Raw genomic sequence first — 21,023 nt, forward strand, 5'->3', positions numbered from 1 at the left:
CCCGCATGCGGGGCTTGTGGTACTGCGGAAATGAAAACGCCCCGTCAGTGCGGGGCGTCTATTCGGCTTGCGAAGCCAGCCAGGTGGCCAGCGCTTCGTCGTTGGGACTGCTCGGCCAGTCGTCGTCGGCCGGGGCGTTGGTGGTGATGTCCAAGCGCGCCAGCTTGACGCGGTAGATCTTCCACGCCTTGAGCGCATCGGCTTCGGCTTCGCTGGCCATGTCCAGATCGACGGCATCTTGCAGGGTGTTGATGCGTCCCGTTGCGTACTGGTTGGCCAGCAACTGCTTGCGGTAGGCCGTGCGGCGCGCCGCCTCGGCAATGGCCGCCTCGTCCGGCACCCACTTGTCTTCCTGCCAGGTGTCGAACGCCGTTTCGGGCGCCTGTAGGGTGTACCCGTCCGGCAAATCGCCCAAGGCCAGCCATTGACGCGGCTCGCCCGTCTCGGTGCTGTACACCGTGGCGCCACGGTGATCAGCGACCATGACCCAACCGTCGGCATCGCGGTTGATCAGTGCGGCAAGTCCGACCTGCTGCACAGGCGGCTCAAGCAGATAGCTGTAGGCCGGAAAGCCCCACACATCGGGCTCAAGCGGGCTTGGGTCAGCCTCGCACAGGCCCAGGTACTCGCCGGTGCCACGATGCACGTTGCACACCTTTGGCGCCTCAACACCCGGCAGCTTCCACCAGGGCAGCAGCTCGACCACTTCTGGCAGCTCTTCCAACTCGACGATTTCTTCGCTCATGGATACCTCAATACTTGATGCAGGCCAGGTAGGCCCGGTTAGCTACGCGGTTTTCAGTGCCGCCGCTGCTGCCGATATTCACTACGTGCGTATGCACACCGCCAATCGCCGACGTAAGCGTTTGATAGCCGTCACTCTCTTGGTCGCCGAACACCGCGTTACCTCCATCGCTAACGAAGTTGGACGTGATTTTCTCGCGGACGAACTGCATGGTGTGCGAGTGCGCGCCGGCCTGGTTGGTCGAGGCCGCGTGAACGTGCGCCTCGTTCTGGCCAGCCTGCGTCGAGAACAGCACTCGGCCCGAATCAGCAGCGTTCAAACCGTCGGTCCAAGCCTTATCTACCAACTCGCGGTCGTCTGGCACGTTGAATGTCGTGGTGCCATTGCCCGCGCCAAACTTGGTGCCGATTTCCGCGAACAGGGCAGCGTAGGCGGTACGTGACCAGGCGGCGCCGTTACGCTTGAGCCACCCTGTTGGCGGGGTTTCGCACGCAAAGTGCGCAACCTGGCCAGGTGGCGCGGCAGCGGCAGCGGCGGCGTTCAGCGCCTCAACCGTGGCCATTTCGACCCAGGGCGTAAAGCCGCTGTAGTCGTTGCTATCGTCGGTTCTGACGACCACCTTCGACCCGGTGGTTACGCCAAACTGGGTCCGCTGGCCGGGCCCTTCAATTTGAAACCCGATAGCGTCATAGCCGCCCGACGTAACTTCCGCTCCCACACTGTTATTGGTGTACCCGTAGAACGCAGTCCCACGCAGGCCATCGAGATCGCCAACGTGTGCCGACCGGGCGCTAAGACCAAATGCCGCCAGGCCCTGCAGCAGGGCTTTCATGGTGGCGACTTGGTCAGTGTTGGTGCCCACGGCCGCCGTAGGCGCCTCGGGCGACCCGGTGAGCTTGGGCGATGCCAAGTTGGCCTTCTTGGCCAGCTCGTTGAGCGTCGTGGTTGCAAAGTTCGGATCGTTGCCCAAGGCCGTTGCAAACTCGCGCAACGTATCCAACGCGCCCGGCGCCGAGTCGATCAATGCCGCGACCGCTGCCTGCACAAACGCGGTGGTGGCCAGTTGGGTGGTGTTGGTGCCCTTGCTGGCTGTCGGCGCCTCGGGCGTGCCCGTGAGCTTGGGCGAGGCCAGCGGTGCTTTTAGACCCAGCAGGCTTGTCATCGTGTCGGCAAAGTTCGCGTCATTTCCCAGCGCCGTGGCGATCTTCTTCAAGTTGTCCAAAGCGTTTGGCGCCGAGTCGACCACGGCGCTGACCGCCGTCTGGACAAAGGCCGTATTCGCCACCTGGCTGGTATTGGCCCCCTTCCCCGCTGTAGGCGCCTCGGGCGAGCCTGTGAACTTGGGCGAGGCCAACGGCGCTTTGATTGCCACAACTTCGGCCAGCGCGCTCAACGCGGTGAGCGACGCCATTTCCGCCCAAGGCTCAAAACCGCTGGCATCGTTGCTGTCATCCGTGCGCACGAACAGTCTGGTTCCGCCCGGCACCGCAAATTGCGTGCGCTGACCTATCGATTCAATCTGCAAGCCAATGGCGTCGTACCCGCCGCCCAGTTCAATCGCACCGACAGACTTTTCACCGAAACCGAAAAAACAGGTTCCACGTAGCGCGTTCAGATCATCAACGAAGGTGGATCGCCCGGACGTCATCCCAAAAGACGCCATGCCCTGCAGCAAGGCTTTCATGGTGGCGATTTGGTCGGTGTTGGTGCCCACAGCTGCCGTAGGTGCCTCGGGTATCCCCGTGAGCTTGGGCGATGCCAAGGTGGCCTTCTTGGCCAGCTCGTTGAGCATTGTGGTTGCGAAGTTCGGATCGTTACCCAAAGCCGTTGCAAACTCGCGCAACGTATCCAGCGCACCAGGCGCGGAGTCAACCAGCGCGGCAATAGCCGCCTGCACAAACGCGGTGGTGGCCAGCTGATCGCTGTTGGTCCCCTTGCCTGCCGTAGGCGCCTCGGGCTTGCCGGTGAGCTTGGGCGAGGCCAGCGGAGCCTTCTGACTCAGCTGGATGTCCATTGCGCTCGACAACGCGCTTAGCGCGTCCACGGTCGCCAACTCGACCCAGGCGGAGAAGCCACTGTAGTCCTCGCTGTCGTCGGTGCGGATCTGCAACTTGGCGCCGCCCGAAACCGCAAACTGCGTGCGCTGCCCATAGGACTCGATCTGCAGGCCGACAGCGTCGTAAGCCCCCGCCTCGGGCGGCGCACCAATGGTCCAGTGCGTGAAGCCGAAAAAGCGCGTGCCGCGCAGCGCGTCGAGGTCGGCCGGACGGCTGGACTTGTCCGCCAATCCATACGCACTCAGCCCCTGCAGCAGGGCCTTCATGGTGGCCAGCTGGTTGGAGCTGGTCCCTACCTCGGCGGTCGGCGCCTCGGGCACGTCCGTGAACTTGGGCGAGGACAAGTTGGCTTTCTTGTTCAACGCGTCGTCGACCTGGGTCTTGGTGTAGACATCCGTCAGACCGTAGCCGGCGGCGGTGGTCGGACTCGTCCCCGCAACCACACGGCCGTACTTGTCGACCTGCACGCTGCGATACGTGCCAGGCGCCACCCCAGTGCGACCGAAGACCATTTCGAATGCCAAAGCGGTAACGCCCAGGCTGATCGTGGCGTCAGTGACCAGCTGCCAAGCGCTGTCGCCGTTGAGCGTGCCGCGCTCGACCAAGACCAGCAGATTGGGCGTGACCTTGACGCTGGTATTCGCATCCGGGCAGCGCGTCCAGGCGCCGATGGCGGCCAAGTACAGGCCATTGTCTTTGGCTGCGCTCTGATCCTTGACCAGCACCCGGGCGCCTGCCGGCAATGACACACCGTCTACCGCCTGCAGGCCGCTCAGGGCGATGTTCCCCGTGGTGGCCGCGAGTACCGAATGCTTAAAGTCTTGGCGGGCCAGTTCCTCGCTCACCCATTCGCGGGTGGCCAGCACGACACTAGGGTCGATCTTGAGCTGCACGTTGCTGGCACTGCTGACGATCAGGCTCATGCGCACGACCTGGGTACGTCCAGAGCCTTGGCTAAGCAGCGGCTTGTAGGTGGGCGCGCAGTTGGCGATCGCTACAAGGTCGCCGTCGCTATCGAACAGGCCGATTTCGCGAATCCAGCGCCCACCCACGTCGGCGGGGATCACCTGTTCGGCCACGATAATCGACTTGTCCTTGTCGTCGATTTTCAGCTGATTGAGCGGCGCGCGGCGCCACTCTTTGATCAGCTTGGTCTGCGACGCCTCGGGCTTAGGGTCGGTGCCGTTGGCATCGCCCACGGCCATATGTGTGATGGTCCATGGGATGTTCAGGGCGTCCGCGTTGGCCTGCTTGGCCGCGCCAATGTCCGTCAGGATGGCGTAAAACTGGGTGTTCTGATCAACCATATGAGATGTCCAGGGTATCGATAGTGTGTTCGCGACCGCCACGGCCTATCGAGCCTGTGACTTCAATGTCGCGAATCGCCGGCGGGTATATGTCCAACTCGTCACCGTCAAAGATTGCGCCGCCGATGTAGAGGTGGCCGGCGGTTTCAAGGCTGATGGCCAGGGCCGTCATATGCCGGCTCACGGGCCGCGCGTCGTCGAGCAGCGCGCTCAATTCGTTGTAGGTTTCTTCACTGATGCCTGAGTCGGAGACACCTACGCGCAGAGCAAAGGTGCCGGGCACACCTTGGGGTTCTGTCTCAAACCACTCCACCACCTCGATCAGGTAGCCGAATGGCTCAACCACTCGCCTCAAGGCACCGATCGTGCCCTTGTAGGCATGGACGTAGAACGCCGAGCGGATCACCGAGCGCTTGACCGATTCAGACCAAGTGTCGTCCCAGCGGTCGACCGACCAGGCCCACGCCAACTGGTGCAGCAAGGGCGCTGGGCAGGTGTCTGCGTTGTACAGGGCGCGCAGAGGAATACCGGCCGGGTCACGGCTGGCCGCCTCTACTGCGCGTTCAAGTTGCGTGCTGTTGGAGGGAAGCAGGCTCGTCACGTCAGATGCCCCGCGTTACGGTCACGCTCGCGCACCAGGCGGCTTGGGCTTTGGTCGGCTTGAGGTCGGCCCAGCCGATCAGGTCAACACGCCTGACGCCCTCGATATGCAGTTGCGCGTCGATCGCAGACCGGGGCACCTCAACTCCTAGCCGCCGGCGTGGGTTGATCCAGGCTTTTAATCGGCGCTTGCACTCGGCCAGCAACGCCTCGTTTTCCGGGCCGTTGCCGGTGAAGTACACAACCGCTTTGATGTCGTATCGCAGGATCTGCGCGCTTTGCACAATCAGCCGGTCCCCGACTGGACGCACGTCGTCGTCGTTCAGGCGTTGCGTCACGTCTGCCAGCAGGCTGGCAGTTGCTGCGCCATCGTCCTCAAGGCTCAGCACCGTTACCACCACGGTGGCCGGCGAGGGGCTTTCGGCCGTCGCGTCGGCAACCAGGCCGGATGCGTTACGCGCGTGCAGGATGTAGCTGTTGCGCGGCCCGGCCGTGGTCAGGCCCTCATAAACCAGCTGCACCCGTTCCCGAAGCGCATCGTCCTCCTCAAGCACCTCTTCGATCGGCGGCACGGCCGTCAAATCCTCGGCCTGAACGACCAGGCGCGTGAGCTGCACGTTGCCCGCCAGCTGGTCCAAGTCTGTGCCCTTGGCGTAGGCCAGCAGCAGAGCTTTGGCGGCATCGTTGACGCGCGCGCGGTCTTGCAGGCGGCTAAAGGCTGCCACTTCAAGCAAGGCCAGCACCGGGTCGCTTTCAAGCTCTGCGTTCCAGCTCTCGCCCATGCCCTCGCGGAACGTGGCCAGGCTTTGCTGATAGGTGTCCTCGAAGTCCAGGCTCTCCAGCACCTGCGGTGCCGGCAGCGCCGAAAGGTCGATCGTACTCATGCCGTCACCTCGATAATCGCGCTGTCGCCCAGGTACTGGCCGGTCAGCTGCATGGTTATCTTCCCGTCGACCACTGACACCACCCGTACACGCTCCAGTTTCAAGCGCGGCTCCCAGCGGCCAAGCGCGCGGGCGACTTCGGCCTGCACAGCGCTTTTCCACCCCTCGGTAACGGGCAAGTCGATGTAGCGGCGCAGGTTGCTGCCGAACTCCGGCCGCATCCGGCGACTGCCTACAGGCGTGGTCAGAATCACTTCGATGGACTGTCGTAGATGGGCCTTACCGGACAGCGGCTGTCCCGTGCGGCGGTCCAGTCCGATCATGGGGTTACTCCCTGGCCAAGTCCGGGTGGTTGCTCAGGTAGTTCAGGGCATCGACGTCGTCCGGCTCAACCGAAACGGTATGGGCCTGCACCTGCAGCACGCGGTTGCTATCAGGCAGCACCAGTGAGCGCGACGTGTAAACGGTGTCGCGGAAGGTGACGCGCCCCGGGGCGACAGGTGCGTCGGCCTCGGTGTCGGTGGATTTCTTCGCGGCCATGTGTGGCTCCAATGAAAAAGCCCGCGCGCGGCGGGCTTTGAGTGGGTTGGGAGGGGTTAGCCGTGCCTGGCGACGACCTTTTCAACGTCTGCAGCCAGCGCGGCGGCCAGGGCCTGGGGCTCGGCCGCGCTCTGGACGTTGAAGTTGATCGTCACATTGCGCGCCGGCCCTTCGATGTACTGGCCACCGCTCAAGGCGCGGCACAGGCCCTCGGCGATAACCTCGGGATCGTTGTCACCGGCCAGCAGCCGGCACCAGTAGTCGCGCATACGCATGCGGTCACAGAACCCGGTGATCTGGTAGCCGACCATCTTGGCCACCGTTTCGCTGTCAGTCCCGTTGATCGGTGCGTTTTTCCGTTGCTGATCCATGCCTGCCTCAATGCTTGTGGTTAGGGGTGTTGCCGGCGGTGTCGATGATCCTGGCGCCGCCGAAGATGTCGCCCGTTACGCGTAACGCGCCGTTGATCTGGACATTGCCCTGCAGGGTGATGCTGGGCGCCTTGACCGTCACGGCTTGTGCCTCTACTGCTGCCGTCGAGGTCTTGGCGGTGATGCTGTCGTCGGTGATCACCGCGGTACTGCTGCCAACCTTGATCGTGACCGTGCCGCTGGGCAGCGTGATGGTGTAGCTCTTGGCCTGCCAGTCGTAGACCAGCGAGCCGCCATCGTCGTAACGCCATACCTCGACGTGGTCACGGTTGTCCGGCTGGGCACCAGCGTTGCCGTACAGGCCCGGCACAAACGTGCCTTGCGCAGGATCTCCGCTTGGGCTGATCAACGCGCCCTGCTCGCCCATGCTCGGCGATCGCCAATGGCGGGCTTTGCCGGCGGCCAGGGCATGCCAGCGCACCCAGGCGCTGACCCAATCGGTGCCGTCCGTCACCCGCACTTTGCCGGCGGCCAGATCCACACCCACGACGTAACCCTTGATTACCTGCCCTTCCAGCATGCGGTCGTGCTGTGCGGAAACGTACGTCATGCCATGTCCGCCGCCGGCCTGTACAAGCCCTCATTGCCTGGCCCCGTATCCGGGTCGAAGGCAAAGACCAGCGCCCCGGGCGGCTCGTCAGGGAAAGGCCACTCGGTGCCGCCCAGGTAGACCGTTTGCCGCCACTGCACCGACCAGCCGACGCATTTCAGTAGCTCCGGCGTGATCTCTGACGGCATGGCCTGCACGTCCTGGGTCTGGTCGACGAAGTCCAAACCCCAATACTGCCCGTCCAGCAACTTGACCAACTTGCTGGCCAGGATCGCGGCTTGCAGCGGCGCCTGCTCGCGGTCTTCCTCAACCAGAATCAAGGCCTCGAACGTGGCCATGATGCAGGTGCGGCCATCGCCCGGATCTGGCCCGGGGGCCATGCCGGTGAGGGCGTAGAACATCGCCGGCAGTTGCATGCCGGCCTCAAGCACCGGATAGGCCGCGATGTTCGGTAGCTGGGGCAGCGCCTGGGTCATGGCCTGGGTCATGGCCGCGTGCAGCTGGGTCAGCTCACTAGATGATGTCTGCTGTTCGCTCATGCTTCACCGTCAAGATAAGAGTCACCCAGCCGGTACCGTCCGGCTCCGGCCGGACGACGGTGTAAAGACCACCGCCGTCCTCCGGGGCCAGCTCGATGGTCAGGGCGGCGCCTTTCTCTAAGCCGACCGCGTCTGCCACCGGCAGGCTGAACTGAGGTTCGCGCACGGCCTCGGCGTTGATGGCCGAGGCTAGGCGCTTGCTCCCCAGCTGGGGATCGTGGAAGGGGTTTTCGAAGATCCCCAGCACCTCACGACCGTCCGCGCGCGTGGCTCGATCGCCGACGCGCCGCAGAATCGGCCGATCCAGGCGCCGGGCCGCGCGCTCTCGAAAGCTCGATGCCGTGGCCATTACTGCACGATCAGCACTTCGGCATAGCCGCCGGCGGAATCGCTCAGCAGCTTGCCGTAGGGCTTGGAGCCGTCAGTACCCGGGACTACCAGCGCACCGTCTTTCACGCTGGCGGCGTTGCCGGCCTTGAGGGCAGCGTCGGCCGGGACGCTCCAGGCGCCGGCCGTGCGGTAGGTGATAGGCGCACCCTTGGCGCCGCTTTCGAGTGGCATCACCGCCAGGTCGTTAATGACCTGGGGCACGCCCTTTACCGATCCGCCGGTCGGCGCCGGCAGGGTGACGGTGTCACCGCTGTTCACATAGTTGGTCGCCATGATTCTCTTCCTCCAGAAACAACAAACCCCGCTTAGGCGGGGTGCTTGGTAGTGCGCAGCGGTTACTGGCCGGCGGACTTGTTCAAGCCGCGCGCGTCGAGCGCGGACACGCCGGCATCGATGCGGACCTTGGAAGCGACACCGTCGCTGGTGAAGCCTTCTTGCTGGTCGAAATACGGCGTCTCGATCCCGTCCAAGTAGGCCACTTCGATAGTGTCCGAGCCTTGCTTGGCCGCCAGGTAGTAGCTGGTAGCGGAGTCGGCATCCAGTCGCGGCTCAGCAATGACCTGGGCGAAGTTGCGGATCGGGTTGTCGATGCCGGCATTGGTGTCTGCACCCGGTACCGAGGCCGAGCGGATCAGCTGGTTGGCCTTGTCTTCCAGTGCTACTGGGCACAGCAGGAAGGCCGGGCGAATGTTCAACGGTCGCGGCTTGGCGTCCTTGGCCACTGTGGCCTGCTGCAGCGCCATGGCGGTCTTGGCCGTGCTCATCGCCTCGATCGACAGCTTCGAAGCGGCGCCGGTGAAGAGGTTTTTGCGCGAGGCATCGAACAGCGGTCGACCGTCTTTCATCTTGCCGTTCTTGGTGAGCAGGTCGTAGACCAGATCGCCAATGGTTGCCCGGGCGGCCTCACCCATCAGGCGCGGAATCGCGGTCAGTGCATCGAGATCATCGTTGATGATGGCCTGACGGTTGATGGTGAACAGCTCGCCGTAGGTGGCCAGCTGGATGGTCTCCCCGGTGTCGCCCAGGGTGATGTTCTTGTAGTCAGCGCCAGGACGAACCTCACGCAGCGACGACAACGACCCCAGGCCTACGCGGTTGGAGACCTTGAAGTCGCTCAAGCGGCCCTTCTTGGTCCACAGGTGATAGGTCTCTTCGGACTTCTCCCAGCCCGTCAGCAGCGACTTGTAGGCCGCATCGAGCAGGATGTTGCCGAAGTCGCTCGAACCGTGGGTAAAGGCCAGACCGACCATGACCATAGGGTGCAGCGTCGAGACGCCGACGCCGCGCTCGACCAGCGAGGCCCGCGCCAGCTCGCGCAGGGTCATGAAGTTGAACCCGTTGTCGTCCTGCAACTCGCCCAGGCCCGCACGCGCGTAGATCGAAGCGCGCACGGAGTCGCCCACCAGATTGCCGTTGGTGATGTGGCCGTGATGGCGAACGGTACCGGTCGGGGTCGTGCCTTGACCGATCACCTCCAGCAGCTTGGCGTTGGCCTGCTCGATCGTGCAGTTGACATCGCTCAGGCAGGTGTCGCGCAACGCTTCTTGCCCGGTGAAGGGCTTGAAGGCTGCTTGAATGGCGGTACGCCGGGCACCGTCGGCCGCCAGGGCGCGCGCGGTGATCTGCTCGACGGTTTCGGCAGGATTGCCCGGCGCCGGTGCTGGCCCGCCTGCAGGCGGCGTAACCGAACCGCGCGGGGTGAAGAGTTGCTGTGCAGCTGTGGGCATGTTGGTGTAGTCCTTCAGGCGGTTGGAGTTGATCGTGGCGAAGGCCTCGACCGAATCGAGCAAGGTGTCGGCAAAGCCCAGGGCGACGGCCTCAGCGCCGGTCATCCACGTTTCTGCCGTCAGCAGCGCTTCAACTTCTTCGGCGCTCTTGCCGGTCTTGGCGACGTACACCGCCACCATGCCGGTTTCGAACTTGTCGAGGGTTTCGGCATATGTGCGCATGGCCTCGGCGTCGCCGCCCTGGATGCCCCAGGGCTTGTGAATCATCATCATGGCGTTGGCCGGCATGCGGATCTCGTCGCAGGCCATCGCCACCACGCTGCCCATACTGGCGGCCAGGCCGACCACGGTACCGATCACCCGCGCCTTATGGCTCTTGAGCAGGTTGTACATGGCCATGCCTTCGAAGACGGCACCGCCCGGCGAGTTGATGTGCAGATTGATCTGTGACACGTCACCTACAGCGCGCAGGTCTTTGGCGAACTGTTGCGCCGAGATCCCCCAGTCGCCAATGTCGCCAAACAGATACACCTCGGCCACGCCGCGCGTAGCAGCGGCCTTGATGGTGTACCAGTTGTTGCCGGGGTTATCCGTCGTCGTCCCGACCGACCCTTGCGGGCTCATCAGCGGCGGGGGCTGGTTCCTTTTTTGCGTCTGCATCTGTTGGGTTCTTCCCATAGATTTGGTGGTAGTAATCCGAACTCAGCACCAGCTCGGCCGCGCGGTTGGCGGCCACCTCGGCGATCCGCGAGGCCTTGAGTTCGGATGGGTTACGCTGCCGCGACCGGGCCACCTCGGCCTCGTCGGCAAAACCTGCCTTGACCAAGATTTCCCAGGCGGTTGCCTCATGCACCGGGTTGATCCAGGGCATGACCGGGCCTTGATAGAAGGCGCCGTAGAGGGTCCGCTGATCCACGTCAGGCGGAATCCGCAACTGGCCGCTCATGACGGCCATGCGCAGCCATGCCCGGTACACCGGGCGACACCAGTAGTCGATGAACTCGTGCTGCAGCAGGTCGTAGCCCAATTGGCCCTCAACCAGCTCTTGCCGCTGCGCCGAGTAGGTGCCGTCATAGCTGCGCGCCACGCTCGAATAGGTGCTGCGCGCGCCAGCGGCCACGGCCTTGAGTTGGCCGTTGCGAAAGCCTTCAAGGAAGGGATTCGGGCGGTTGCTCTCGATCGTCCCGACTTCCTCGCCGGGCAGCAGGTTGTCCATGACCATGCCCGGGCCGAACGGGAACGTGCGCTGTTGCTGCGTCTGTCCCTGGCCGGGCGGCACATAGTCGTCCGGGGTACCCTTTTTGATGTACATGGCCAGCGCCGCACTGATCCGCGCCGCGACCCGCTCGCTCTGCTCGTAATCCTTGATGTCCGCCAAGCGGATCACCACGGCATGCAGCAGCGGCTGGCCACGGTTCTGACCGATGCGCTTACGGTTCGCAATGTGGATCACCCGATCGGCCGGGACGCGCTTGGTGTTGTACGCCCACTTCTGGCCGACCATAGAACCCGGGTGGCCATCGAGCAGGTGGTAGGCCTGCACGCGCCGCCAGTTGTCACGCTCAACGCCCTGGACGATGCCGGCCGAGTAATCCACGTAGTCAACTGGCAGGTAATCAGGCTCCAGCAGTTCGATAGCGAAAGGCACGCCGTGCAGGTGCGTATAACCTGGCACCTTGCCCAAGAGCAGCTGCCCCAGGGCCTCGCCGTCGCGCAGCCAGGTGCGGCACACCAGCCGCTCCATTTGCGGCCGGGTCAGCTCGCCCGAAGTCTCCGGCGCCAATGACCATTCGCCCCATAGCGCTTTGATCGCCCCGGCCAATTGCGTATGCACCGTGCCGTCGTAGCGCATGGGAATGGGCTCGACGGCGATACCCGGGCCGCCCACTACCCGCTCTTCGAGCCGGTCAAACAGGCCCGTTACAAGGTCGTGATCCTCGTCCAGTTTGCGGCACTGCTCGCGCAGCGATTTGAGCGAGTGATGCAGCTCGCTATCAGCGTCTTTGGGCTGCTTCTTGGGCTTGTGCGTGCGCGAAGGCTTAGCGGCCTCGAAGGCCAAGATCACGCTGCGGGCACGCATGCGCTCGGCGACTACGCGCGGGAAGAACGGCGCCAGGGCGCGGTCGACCAAGTCACCGATCATTCAAACGTCGCCAGGGAATGCCCCGGGCGCCCTCCGCGCGCGGCATTGGCGGCGCGCCGCTCCCACTCCAAGCGGCCGGCGCGGATCTGCGGCAGCTCTGCCATCGTCACGCGCCGGCCACCAAACTGCACGTCCTTGCCGCCCACGACCAGGTCGGCTTCGGCCTGCAAGTAGAGGTCTACCATTTCCTGCGGGGTCACAGCCATCCGCTGTCTCCTGTTTCGACCCAGTCACCGGTTACGGGTTGATGATCTGGTTGGGGTTGCGCCGGCGGCTCTGCCACGGGGTCAGGCGCCGGCTCGCTTTTGGGTTCGCTTTGCTGCTCGGCGGCATCTTCGTCAGCCTCCAAGTAGGGCTCCGGCGGTTGTGCCTGGATCTTGTAGGCCTGCACCGCTGGGTTTTGCAGTGCCAATACCTCAAGGTCCAAGCCGAACTTCTGCTGACTGATCCGCAAAGCGGCGAGCGCGTACACAAAGCAGTCGAGGGCTTCGTTGCGCCGCTTCTTGGCGTCCCAGCGCAGTACGCGTCGACCGCGCACGATCACCCATACCTTGCTCTCGCTGGTCAGCTGCTTGAGTTCGTCGTCGTCGCAGATCAAGTCGTCGGCAGGGAAGTGAACAAGACCAGGCACAGGCCGGTCGCCGTCTGGCTGCAGCTTGAGGCGGTTGTAGATCACTTCCTTGGCGTTGTCGGTACCGACCTCGGTGAGGTAGGTCTTGGACTTCTTGTCTTTTTTCTTCGGGAACGTGGCAATGGCCTTGCCGTAGGTGCTGGCTCCGAAAATCGGGATCACCCAGTGCAGGCCATGCTTACGGCTTTGCTCTTTAACCTCATCGGAATAATGGCCGCCGGAGTCCCAGCACCAACGCATAACGCCCATCACCGTGCCATCGGCGCGGGTGAACTGGCGGTGCAGCTCCAGGCCGACTTGGCGTAACAGCTCGGCGCTTGACGGGTCGCCCGTAAGCACTCGTCGATAGATCAACCACGACTCTTCGCCAGACCCGAACGCCCATACGCGCAGCTCATAGCGGTCGTCCTGGGTATCGAGCGACCCCATAAGCACCAGCGCGCGCGCCGGCACTTGAGCCGTGTAGACCTCGCGCCGCTCGCGCAGCTGCTCCCAACTGACTTTTTCCGTTTCGTCCTCTTCCCACACCTCGCCCAGGGTGGTGTTGACGAAGGTTTTCAGCTTGCCCCGGTCTTTGCCGACCTCAACGCGCTCGGCGGCAATATCCACCCACGTGGTGAAGGTCGAATAGATCGTCCAGATATGGAACGTGACCGAGCGCGGCGGCGCGATCGGCTTATCGTCGGCTCTAAACCACTCCATGCTGTCGCGGGTCCAGACGCCCGTTCGGTCGCAGATGTAACGACCCGTCTTGGCGGCTGCCTGTACCATTTCGTGATACTCGAACGTGCCGCCTTGGCAGTGTTCGCACAGGTACCAGGCGGCAGCGACCTCGCCGTCTTCGCTTTTGCGCCACTTGAGGCCGTAGGGCTCTTCGGGGCCGCCCCATTTCAGAGTTTGCTCAGCGCCACAGCAAGGCGCCTTGATGTGAAAGCGCATGTAGCGCGACGACTTTTCAGCCGCGCGGCTGACTTGGCAGGCGCCGGCCGTGCCTGGCGTAGATCCCCGGATCGACTTTTTGTAGGTCGAGCCTTCCAGGCGCTTGTCGCCCAGCATGGTCGGCGCGCCCTCGCCCTCGATGTCCGGGTCGAACTTCGACAGCTCGTCGTAGACGACTTCATCGGGGCTTTTCTCGCGGTAGTTCCTGGCGGCTTTGCCACCCAGGCACCACAGCATCTTTTTGTTCTCGAAACACTTGGCGTCGATGGTGTTGTCGCCGTGCTTCTTGTCGTACCAGGGCGCCAAGGCGAGCAGCACCGGCACGTCGCGGATCATCGTGTCGACGTGCCGCTTCATCATGTTTTCGGCGTCCGGCTCGGTCGGGCAGTACATGAGCAAGTTGCGCTTCTTGTGCTGGACCTTGTAGCCGTGATTTGCCATCAGCATCTTGGTGTAGCCGACCCGCGCCGACTTGATCACGTTGACGATGCGGATTAGGTCGTTGCCCATCGCGTTTAGGATGGCGACCTGAAAAGGTGCGGTGGTCCACCGCCCTTCCTGATAGGACGACTCGGACGACAGGTAGAAATGCTTGTCGGCCCATTCCACGGCCGACAGCGGGGGTTCCTTGTAGAGCGCAGCCAAGCCACGCCTGACCGCCTCAACCAGACTCTTTGTCCAGGGCGGTGACGAATTCATCCAGCAGCTCCGGTATGGTTTCGGCCAGACCGGCCGCTTCGTTACGCGTAACGGCAATCTCCCGCTCGAAACTCTCCATGAACCGGATTTCCAAATCGGGGTGCTGCAGCTTCACTTTTTTAGGGATGGTGTCGAGGTAGGACGCCAGCAGCGCCGACAGCCTGGCCAGCATGAAAGTGGCGAACCCGACGGGTACCAGCTCCTTGTCGCCGATGCGGTTTTTGCGGGCCTGGGTGTCGGCCTGTTCCTTGGTCAGCCGCCACCGCTCCAGATCAATCTTGTAGCCGATCAGCGGATCGACCTCGGTTGAACCCGGTTGCTGTTTCCCGCTTTGGTGCTGCAGGCGGTTGTCCAGCACCGAACGGGTGTCATAAAACGACTCGCGGCCGATCTTGGCGACCGGCTCAACGCCCCATTTATCAAAGGCTTGGACGGTGATACCGAGGCTTTCGGCCATGCTTTTCTTGTTCAGCCAGTACGGCTTGCGGGTAATCGTTGAAATGGCCATAGACGAAACAACAACCAACCTCTGAAATTGGGTCGTACATACCGAAGAAGCGGGGCCCGAATTACCCCCTACCCCCGGTACCCTCGGGAGGACCCATCGAAAATGGTCAAAAACCCACCAAATCGACCCCGTCCGGCAGCCCCAACCCCCCCTGGAGGCCACGGAATACGGGGCCTCCAGGGGTTTTCGTAGAATCTCAGCCCCGGGCGGTCAGGATCGCGTCGCGTAAAGCCCGGTCGAGGATGGTCGGGCCGTGGGCCTTGGCGATGTTCGCGGCGATCTTGAAGAACGGGAAGATCACGCGGTATTGCGGCGCGCTGTCGCTGAACAGGAAGACCGGCTTGGCCGCGTCACCGAATGCGGTGTGCTTGCGCTCCCAAATGCCCTGCTCGTCGTTGACCGTGCCGGTGAAGTAACGCTTGGCGTTGCCCTTGCGTCGACTGCGCTTGCTGCCGGTAGCGTTGGCCTGAAAGCCGCTTGCCGACTCGGCCGCGCCTAGCCCCGACAGGATGCGGGTAATGGTGCCGCGCGACACGTTGCCGTACTGGTTGAGCAGGTCATTGACCGGAACGGCGTACTGCCCAGACTTCATCAGCCCCTTGGCGATCAGCGACTTCTCAAATCGCTTATGCGGTCGCTGTCCGCCCTGGACGACCTGCTGCAGATACGTGTCGGCAGGTATGCCCGAGGTCCAAGCGTCTTTGAAGTAGACCTTGGCCACGCGGTTCTTGGTGGCTGCCTGAACGTACAAACTGCGCATCGTGGTCGGCGTGGGCCGGTCGATACGCTGCTTCATCACTTCCAGCATGCCGGCCTTGATCTGCTGGGCCAGCCGGGTTTGGGCAAGGATCTGCGCGAACGGGATCTGCCGCTTCTTGATGTCCGAGAGTTCGCGGGTCAGTTGGACTCGGTCTATGTCCAGTTTGAAGTCGATCATGGCCAGCCCCTGGTGCGCTAGACGGTGCCGATCTGGTCGCGCGTCGGTGGCGGCGATGTGAAGAGCTGGCTGCGTTGCTCAGCCAGTAAGCCGTTCAACTGGACGAATAGCACTTCCCGAACCTGGCCCTTGGCGCTGTCGAGAGTTCTGGCGGTCGATTCGATCGCTTCGGATAGCGGATTGCCTACCAGCAATGCCTCCCCTGTGGCCAGCTCGACTAACGCGGAAGCGCCTTGAATCTCCGGGCTCGCCTCGGTGTGCGGTGCGCCCATAACGACGCTTTCGAGCTGATCCATTGCCCGATTGAAGGCAATCATGGCACGTTCGAGCGCATTACCGTCCAGTCGGGCAGACCCATGCAGATCCACTGCCAGGCGTTGCCCGCACACTTTCAGATCGCACAGTTTTTCCAGGCCGAGCACCAAGCTCGAATTCAGAACAACGGAATCACTCATTGCATCGCCTCGATGTAAGTCGCAGGGCTCAAACTGGCCACCGCATCGTGAGAGTTCATGTGCCCTTGCAGCGCGAATGCAGCGAGGGCAGCCAACACAGCCAAGAGCGGCCTTTTTTTCATGGCGTATCAACCTTGCGCTCAGCCCAGCGGCGACCCAACTGGCGTACTTGCTCAACCCCAAGCACGCCGACGAAGCCAGCGACTGCATAGGCATAGCCGCCGGTCATGCCGAACTTCTCTGCGCCAATGCCCACCATAAAGACCAACACACCGCCCAAAGCAGCCTCTAACAGACGGCGATCCCAACGTGGTTCTTTGTCGTCATAGAGGATTCGCAGGTAACTGAGGATGGTGGCTAAGGCGGCGGGCATGCCATGGTCACGCAAGGCGGCCGCAAGCATGACCCAGAAGGTCGGATCCTTTTCGGGGGGCATGGTCTGCATCTCGATTCCTCCCGAATCGGGAGCACAAATGAAAATGCCCCGGCAAAGCCGAGGCACAGAAACGAAAAACCCCGACTCAATGGCCGGGGTTCGTCAGTGTCTTAGTGCGTTGCAAGCTGGACACGCTGCTATAGAAACAGGTGTTTATCCGCGCGGAAAGCTTTTTTACGCAGCTTCGCGGAAAAGCTCCAATGCGCAGTCGATCCATGCCACGCCCGTGTTAATTAACTCGCGGGCCTTGGCTTCTCCCATCTTGTGCTCTCTGGCAATCCGCAGCGATGGCCACTTCGCGCCGAAGTAAAGCCAGATGAAGCCGCCCATCTGCGGATCACGCTTGATCAGCCGGGCCACGGCTCCATCCACAGCAAGGGCCAGGTCATCGGTGATCACGTATTGCTTTGCTCCACCTACTGCCGGCGCATTGTCACGCATCAAAGCGTAGAGAGGGCACACGTACTGGGGTACACCCATTTCATCCATCCGCCACCATCCCCACTGCTCCAGCATGTACGCCGTGTCACCCAGGGATTTACCCACGTAGGTCCGTTTTTTCATTCGATTTCAATCCCCGGTAAAGTTGGAGCCACCCGCGCCACGTCGGTTGGTCCCCTGATACTGCTGCTCTGGCCCATGCGTTTCGCTGGGCCTTTTCATTTGAGTTATTTGCTGCTCTGCCGCCTGTAGCTTGAAACTGAGCTGGGTTACCAGTTCGTCGAGCGGAAGCACCAACCTAGATCCCTCAACAACCCAACCTGACCCGTTGCAAGCGGTACAAGCCAGCTCAAAAAACACCCCTCTTACTACAGCCCTCCCCTTGCATGTCGGGCACTTAACCAAGTCGATTCGCGCCTGATCAAAGCCACGGTCCGTGCCCTTTTTCACGTTCTGCATTCTCCCCTATGACTAATTCGATGATTTGGCTGCGCGCCTTGCGCGGTGTGGCCTGCGGTCCGTTGTGAGGAATGACCGATTGCACGCCGGTCAACCCGTGGATGGACGCGAAACCGATCCCGTCTAACCATGCGTGCCATTGCTCCAGTGCCTCCCGGCGCAGTCCATTGCCCTTGGTCTTGATGTAGGTATCAGCAACTTTGCCGAGTGAGTGGTTCAGCAGCATTTCGCCAATGAACCCATCCACGCCCATATCCAGCCAGGCGGTACGCGCGACCTTGCGCAGGTCATGGCTCGACCATTCGCGGCTGGCCAAGCGCCGAAACACGGAAGAGGCCTGGCTGGCGCTCATCGCCTGCCCCTTTCGGCCTGGGAACAGGTACCGGCCGGTATAGCCGCCGTCGAGTTGTGTGTTGCGATACCGGCGCAGCAGTGCCAACACTTGCGACGTCAGCGGCAGCCGATGTTCAGTACGGGTTTTGGTGTGCCTGGCCGGGATGAACCATTCGGCATGACCGAAGGCGAAGTCGGACCACTCGGCTTGCCGGCTCTCCCCTATGCGCGTGCCGTGGCAGATCATCAACAGGGCCAGCATGGCGTCGACGGGCGATGCGTCGAACAGTGCTCCTAGCGCGGGCAGTACCTCGCGCAGGTGATCGGACCGCAGTCGTCCATCTTTCGGCAAAATCTTGGTCTTGATGAAATTCGTGAACTTCATCTCAGCCATGGGATTGCTGGGAATCAGCCCGAGCGTGCGTGCTGCGCTCATGGCACGGCTCAACACTCGAAAAATCTGTCGGACGTAGGACGTCGAGCACGTCGCTTGAAGAGGCCACATCAGGGACTTGTCGAGGACGGCCGGGGTGAGTGCGCAGATAGGCATGTCGCCAAGACGAGGCTGCAGGTGCCGATCTACCACCGTGCTTACTGTGCCCTTCCAAGAATCGGAAAGCGCGGCGTCACTGGCGACACGGCCCTTGAACCACTCCAGTAGGTCGCTGAAGGTCACAAGACCTGCGAGGGCGACTGCTTCATCTGGACGGCCTAGCAACCGCTGCCGAAGCGCTGGCAACTCAGCAAATATCGCAGCCGGCCCGTAATCAGGAAAGCGGGCCAGCCGGTTCCACTTCCGACGTACCACAAGGAACCAAGTACCTGATTGTCGGCTCTGGTCGAAGCGAAATCTCAACCCAGGGTGACGCGGGTCGCGCAGGTCACGTACCCCGGCCACAGCGGCCTGTCGACGGATCTCGGCGTCCGAAAGCTTAACGATGGCAGTCGCGCTCATGCTCTTCCCCGGCAAGGAAGCTCTTCCCCAAGCAGATCAATGATGCTGTAGGTGGAGGGCCACATTCTGGCGCCGTGCGATGCGGCCAGAGCCTTGTCGCGATAAAGCGCTACTGGGGGCGCTGGTTTGTACGAAAGGTCGAGCCGATCACTGCGACAGTAAAGCGCGTAGCGGTACTCGCTAAGTTCGGGAGGGAGTTCCATGGTCATGCTGCGGCCGTCCTTCCCGCGTAGCGAGCGGAAAGCGAGCGCTCTTTGGTCGGAGCTGCTTTCACTGGCGGCACCCAGCTGGTCGACAGGTCTTCGAAGCGGTTGTACTGACCAACAAACGCAGCACGAACGGTGCCCGTCTCAATATCTCGACCCTTGCCGATGATGATTTCGGCAATGCCCTTGTACTCGCTGTTTTCGTGATAGACCTCGTCGCGGTACACAAACAGGATGACGTCGGCATCTTGCTCGATGGCGCCAGATTCGCGCAGGTCCGAGGGCACCGGGCGTTTGTTGGGACGCTTTTCGCACTCCCGGGAAAGCTGACTGAGCAGCACGACTGGAATACCCAACTCGCGGGCAATCAGCTTGCAGCCTCGGCTGATGCTGCTGACCTCTTCGGTACGGTTACCGCCCTCACCTTCCATCAGTTGCAGGTAGTCGATAACCAGCAAGTCCAGCCCATGCTTGAGCTTGTGGCGGCGCGCCATCGAGCGGATACGGCCAACGGTTCCAATAGCCCGGTCAGCGATGAACAGTGGCGCTCGCTGAATCTTGTGGGCTGCGGCCGCAAGCTGGTTGCCGTGGGACTGGCATGCTGCACCACTCTTCACCAAATTCAGTGGAATGCGGCCCTCGGAGGCAACCGCGCGGTCGATCAGCTGACCCTTGCTCATCTCCAAGCTGACCACCAGGCAGGTCTTGTTCTGCTGGATCGCTGCATGCTGCGTGATCGCCATTGCCAGCGTCGTCTTGCCCATGCCTGGGCGTCCGGCAACGATGATCAGCTGCTCTGGTTGCAGGCCACCCAGCTTTTCATCGAGATCAGCCAGCCCCGTGGACAGACCGATCAGGGTTTCACCTCGGCTCAGACGGTCGTGCCGGTCTTGCCAAACCTCGACCTGCTGGGCAAGTAGATCACTTGCCTTGACGACCTCGACCTCATCGCTACCAGCATCAATGGCCATCGCGGCGGCTTGGACTGCGGCAATTTTGGATTGCAAGTCGCCTGCGCCCTGGGCGATGTCGAGCGCTTGGCCGCTCAAGTCGTAAAGCGCCCGTTCGATGGCGCGGTCGTTCACGATACGGGCATAAGCCCGGGCGTTGGCAACGCTTGGGGTGGCCTGCACCAGCTCTGCGCAGTAGGCCAACGCGTTGTCGCCGGTGTGCAACCGACCGATGTGCTCACCAACCGTCAACAGATCGACAGCATTGCCGGCCGAATGCAGCTCGAGAATGGCGCGGAATACTTCGGCCGTCTCGGCGAAGTAGAACGATGTGGGGCTTAAGCCATCAGCGAGGATGTCAATCAGTTCCGGGCGTTGCAGCATCGCACCCAGCACGCCGTGTTCAGCCTCTGCGCTGTAGAGTTCACGCACTGTAATTTCCCTCGACGACCTTGACGAAGTTGCCAGCGTTGATCAGCCAGTCGAACGTGGCGCGGAATGGCGCACTGCCTGGCTTGCCTTGGAGTCGGCCCATCAGGAAATCGGATTCGGCCACAGTTGCGAAATATTCGGTCCAGAAATCCAGGCTTTGGTGAACATCGCTTTGGACCCAACGAGCACGAACCTGTTTCTTGCGGGATTCGGATACCAGCACCACTGCTGGCAGTTGCGGAGTCAGCAACCGGTTGAACAGATTTACGATGTCTTGCACTGGGCATGACGGCGGTCGCGAATCGCGATTGCCAGTAGGTGACGGTTCAATTGATGGTTCCTTTACGGTTCTGGGGGCAGCAGGTGCCGGGGTGGGGGGCATTTCCTGCCGGGGCGGTGGGGCATCTGGTGCCGGGGGGCATTTAGTGCCGGGGGCATATGCTGCCGGGGTCAGGGTGTACCAGGTGGATCGGCCGAAGCGCTGATGACTGGCCAAAACATGCGCTTCTTCCAGCCAGCGCAGTGCGTTACGAACAGCGCGCTCCGACAGGCAGGTGCGGATGCCAATGGTTGCCAACGACGGCCAGCAGACACCGTCGTCATTCGCATTATCGGCGAGGGAAATCAGCACTGATTTTTGCGCAGGGCTCATGCCCTGAAGCGGCCAACAGGCGGTCATCAGGATGGTGCTCATATGTAAATCCCAGGTGCAGGAACGCGCTCAGGCAA

The 21,023-nt window shown here is 62.4% G+C and carries 24 protein-coding genes; all 24 read right to left on the reverse strand.

Features of this window, described 5'->3' with window-relative positions; translation table 11 throughout:
* Positions 1-58 precede the first annotated feature (58 nt).
* A complete protein-coding gene (locus tag ACSMEV_RS15405; protein ID WP_459205926.1) occupies positions 59-745 on the reverse strand; it encodes a tail fiber assembly protein in 687 nt (228 codons plus the stop codon).
* A 7-nt stretch (positions 746-752) separates the two neighbouring features.
* Complete coding sequence (locus ACSMEV_RS15410; RefSeq protein ID WP_459205927.1) at positions 753-4,109, reverse strand: phage tail-collar fiber domain-containing protein; 3,357 nt, start codon at positions 4,107-4,109, stop codon at positions 753-755.
* Positions 4,102-4,710: a phage tail protein I gene (locus tag ACSMEV_RS15415; protein WP_459205928.1), complete on the reverse strand. Its 609-nt coding sequence runs from the start codon at positions 4,708-4,710 to the stop codon at positions 4,102-4,104. Before ACSMEV_RS15415 ends, ACSMEV_RS15410 begins: the two co-directional genes overlap by 8 nt.
* A gap of 1 nt (position 4,711) precedes the next feature.
* Positions 4,712-5,593, reverse strand: coding sequence for a baseplate assembly protein (locus ACSMEV_RS15420; RefSeq protein WP_459205929.1), 882 nt, complete (start codon positions 5,591-5,593; stop codon positions 4,712-4,714).
* A complete protein-coding gene (locus tag ACSMEV_RS15425; protein ID WP_296268420.1) occupies positions 5,590-5,916 on the reverse strand; it encodes a GPW/gp25 family protein in 327 nt (108 codons plus the stop codon). Before ACSMEV_RS15425 ends, ACSMEV_RS15420 begins: the two co-directional genes overlap by 4 nt.
* Before the next feature lie 4 nt (positions 5,917-5,920).
* Entirely contained in the window at positions 5,921-6,133 is a 213-nt protein-coding gene (locus ACSMEV_RS15430) for a hypothetical protein (protein ID WP_459205930.1), read from the reverse strand.
* Positions 6,134-6,189: 56 nt separating this feature from the next.
* Positions 6,190-6,504, reverse strand: a complete 315-nt coding sequence (locus tag ACSMEV_RS15435) for a hypothetical protein (protein WP_459205931.1) — start codon at positions 6,502-6,504, stop codon at positions 6,190-6,192.
* Between the two features lie 7 nt (positions 6,505-6,511).
* A complete protein-coding gene (locus tag ACSMEV_RS15440; protein ID WP_459205932.1) occupies positions 6,512-7,114 on the reverse strand; it encodes a phage baseplate assembly protein V in 603 nt (200 codons plus the stop codon).
* The gene (locus tag ACSMEV_RS15445; protein WP_459205933.1) at positions 7,111-7,653 is read right to left on the reverse strand and encodes a hypothetical protein; all 543 of its coding nucleotides are present in this window, start codon (positions 7,651-7,653) and stop codon (positions 7,111-7,113) included. The genes ACSMEV_RS15440 and ACSMEV_RS15445 overlap by 4 nt, the downstream gene beginning before the upstream one ends.
* Positions 7,628-8,002, reverse strand: a complete 375-nt coding sequence (locus ACSMEV_RS15450; protein WP_459205934.1) for a head-tail joining protein — start codon at positions 8,000-8,002, stop codon at positions 7,628-7,630. The genes ACSMEV_RS15445 and ACSMEV_RS15450 overlap by 26 nt, the downstream gene beginning before the upstream one ends.
* The gene (locus tag ACSMEV_RS15455; protein ID WP_314493254.1) at positions 8,002-8,316 is read right to left on the reverse strand and encodes a hypothetical protein; all 315 of its coding nucleotides are present in this window, start codon (positions 8,314-8,316) and stop codon (positions 8,002-8,004) included. The genes ACSMEV_RS15450 and ACSMEV_RS15455 overlap by 1 nt, the downstream gene beginning before the upstream one ends.
* Before the next feature lie 62 nt (positions 8,317-8,378).
* A complete protein-coding gene (locus tag ACSMEV_RS15460) occupies positions 8,379-10,430 on the reverse strand; it encodes a ClpP-like prohead protease/major capsid protein fusion protein (protein WP_459205935.1) in 2,052 nt (683 codons plus the stop codon).
* Entirely contained in the window at positions 10,357-11,913 is a 1,557-nt protein-coding gene (locus ACSMEV_RS15465; RefSeq protein WP_459205936.1) for a phage portal protein, read from the reverse strand. Before ACSMEV_RS15465 ends, ACSMEV_RS15460 begins: the two co-directional genes overlap by 74 nt.
* The gene (locus ACSMEV_RS15470; RefSeq protein WP_459205937.1) at positions 11,910-12,119 is read right to left on the reverse strand and encodes a primosomal replication protein PriB/PriC domain protein; all 210 of its coding nucleotides are present in this window, start codon (positions 12,117-12,119) and stop codon (positions 11,910-11,912) included. The genes ACSMEV_RS15465 and ACSMEV_RS15470 overlap by 4 nt, the downstream gene beginning before the upstream one ends.
* Positions 12,110-14,182, reverse strand: a complete 2,073-nt coding sequence (locus ACSMEV_RS15475) for a phage terminase large subunit family protein (RefSeq protein WP_459205938.1) — start codon at positions 14,180-14,182, stop codon at positions 12,110-12,112. Before ACSMEV_RS15475 ends, ACSMEV_RS15470 begins: the two co-directional genes overlap by 10 nt.
* On the reverse strand, positions 14,145-14,690 hold the full coding sequence (locus ACSMEV_RS15480) for a terminase small subunit (RefSeq protein WP_314493246.1): 546 nt from the start codon (positions 14,688-14,690) through the stop codon (positions 14,145-14,147). Before ACSMEV_RS15480 ends, ACSMEV_RS15475 begins: the two co-directional genes overlap by 38 nt.
* Before the next feature lie 196 nt (positions 14,691-14,886).
* Positions 14,887-15,627, reverse strand: a complete 741-nt coding sequence (locus tag ACSMEV_RS15485) for a hypothetical protein (protein WP_459205939.1) — start codon at positions 15,625-15,627, stop codon at positions 14,887-14,889.
* Between the two features lie 17 nt (positions 15,628-15,644).
* The gene (locus tag ACSMEV_RS15490; protein WP_459205940.1) at positions 15,645-16,082 is read right to left on the reverse strand and encodes a hypothetical protein; all 438 of its coding nucleotides are present in this window, start codon (positions 16,080-16,082) and stop codon (positions 15,645-15,647) included.
* Between the two features lie 118 nt (positions 16,083-16,200).
* Positions 16,201-16,527 carry a phage holin, lambda family gene (locus tag ACSMEV_RS15495; RefSeq protein ID WP_314493243.1) on the reverse strand — a complete coding sequence of 109 codons (327 nt, stop codon included), beginning with the start codon at positions 16,525-16,527 and terminating at the stop codon, positions 16,201-16,203.
* Between the two features lie 165 nt (positions 16,528-16,692).
* Positions 16,693-17,082 (reverse strand): antiterminator Q family protein, encoded by a 390-nt coding sequence (locus tag ACSMEV_RS15500; RefSeq protein WP_459205941.1) that lies wholly within the window; start codon positions 17,080-17,082, stop codon positions 16,693-16,695.
* A 298-nt stretch (positions 17,083-17,380) separates the two neighbouring features.
* Complete coding sequence (locus tag ACSMEV_RS15505) at positions 17,381-18,706, reverse strand: tyrosine-type recombinase/integrase (protein WP_459205942.1); 1,326 nt, start codon at positions 18,704-18,706, stop codon at positions 17,381-17,383.
* Positions 18,703-18,915 (reverse strand): hypothetical protein, encoded by a 213-nt coding sequence (locus ACSMEV_RS15510; protein WP_459205943.1) that lies wholly within the window; start codon positions 18,913-18,915, stop codon positions 18,703-18,705. Before ACSMEV_RS15510 ends, ACSMEV_RS15505 begins: the two co-directional genes overlap by 4 nt.
* Positions 18,912-20,294, reverse strand: a complete 1,383-nt coding sequence (dnaB, locus tag ACSMEV_RS15515) for a replicative DNA helicase (protein ID WP_459205944.1) — start codon at positions 20,292-20,294, stop codon at positions 18,912-18,914. Before dnaB ends, ACSMEV_RS15510 begins: the two co-directional genes overlap by 4 nt.
* Positions 20,287-20,988 (reverse strand): helix-turn-helix domain-containing protein, encoded by a 702-nt coding sequence (locus ACSMEV_RS15520; RefSeq protein ID WP_459205945.1) that lies wholly within the window; start codon positions 20,986-20,988, stop codon positions 20,287-20,289. The genes dnaB and ACSMEV_RS15520 overlap by 8 nt, the downstream gene beginning before the upstream one ends.
* Between the last annotated feature and the right edge of the window lie 35 nt (positions 20,989-21,023).

This window comes from Pseudomonas sp. MLB6B, from assembly GCF_054508135.1.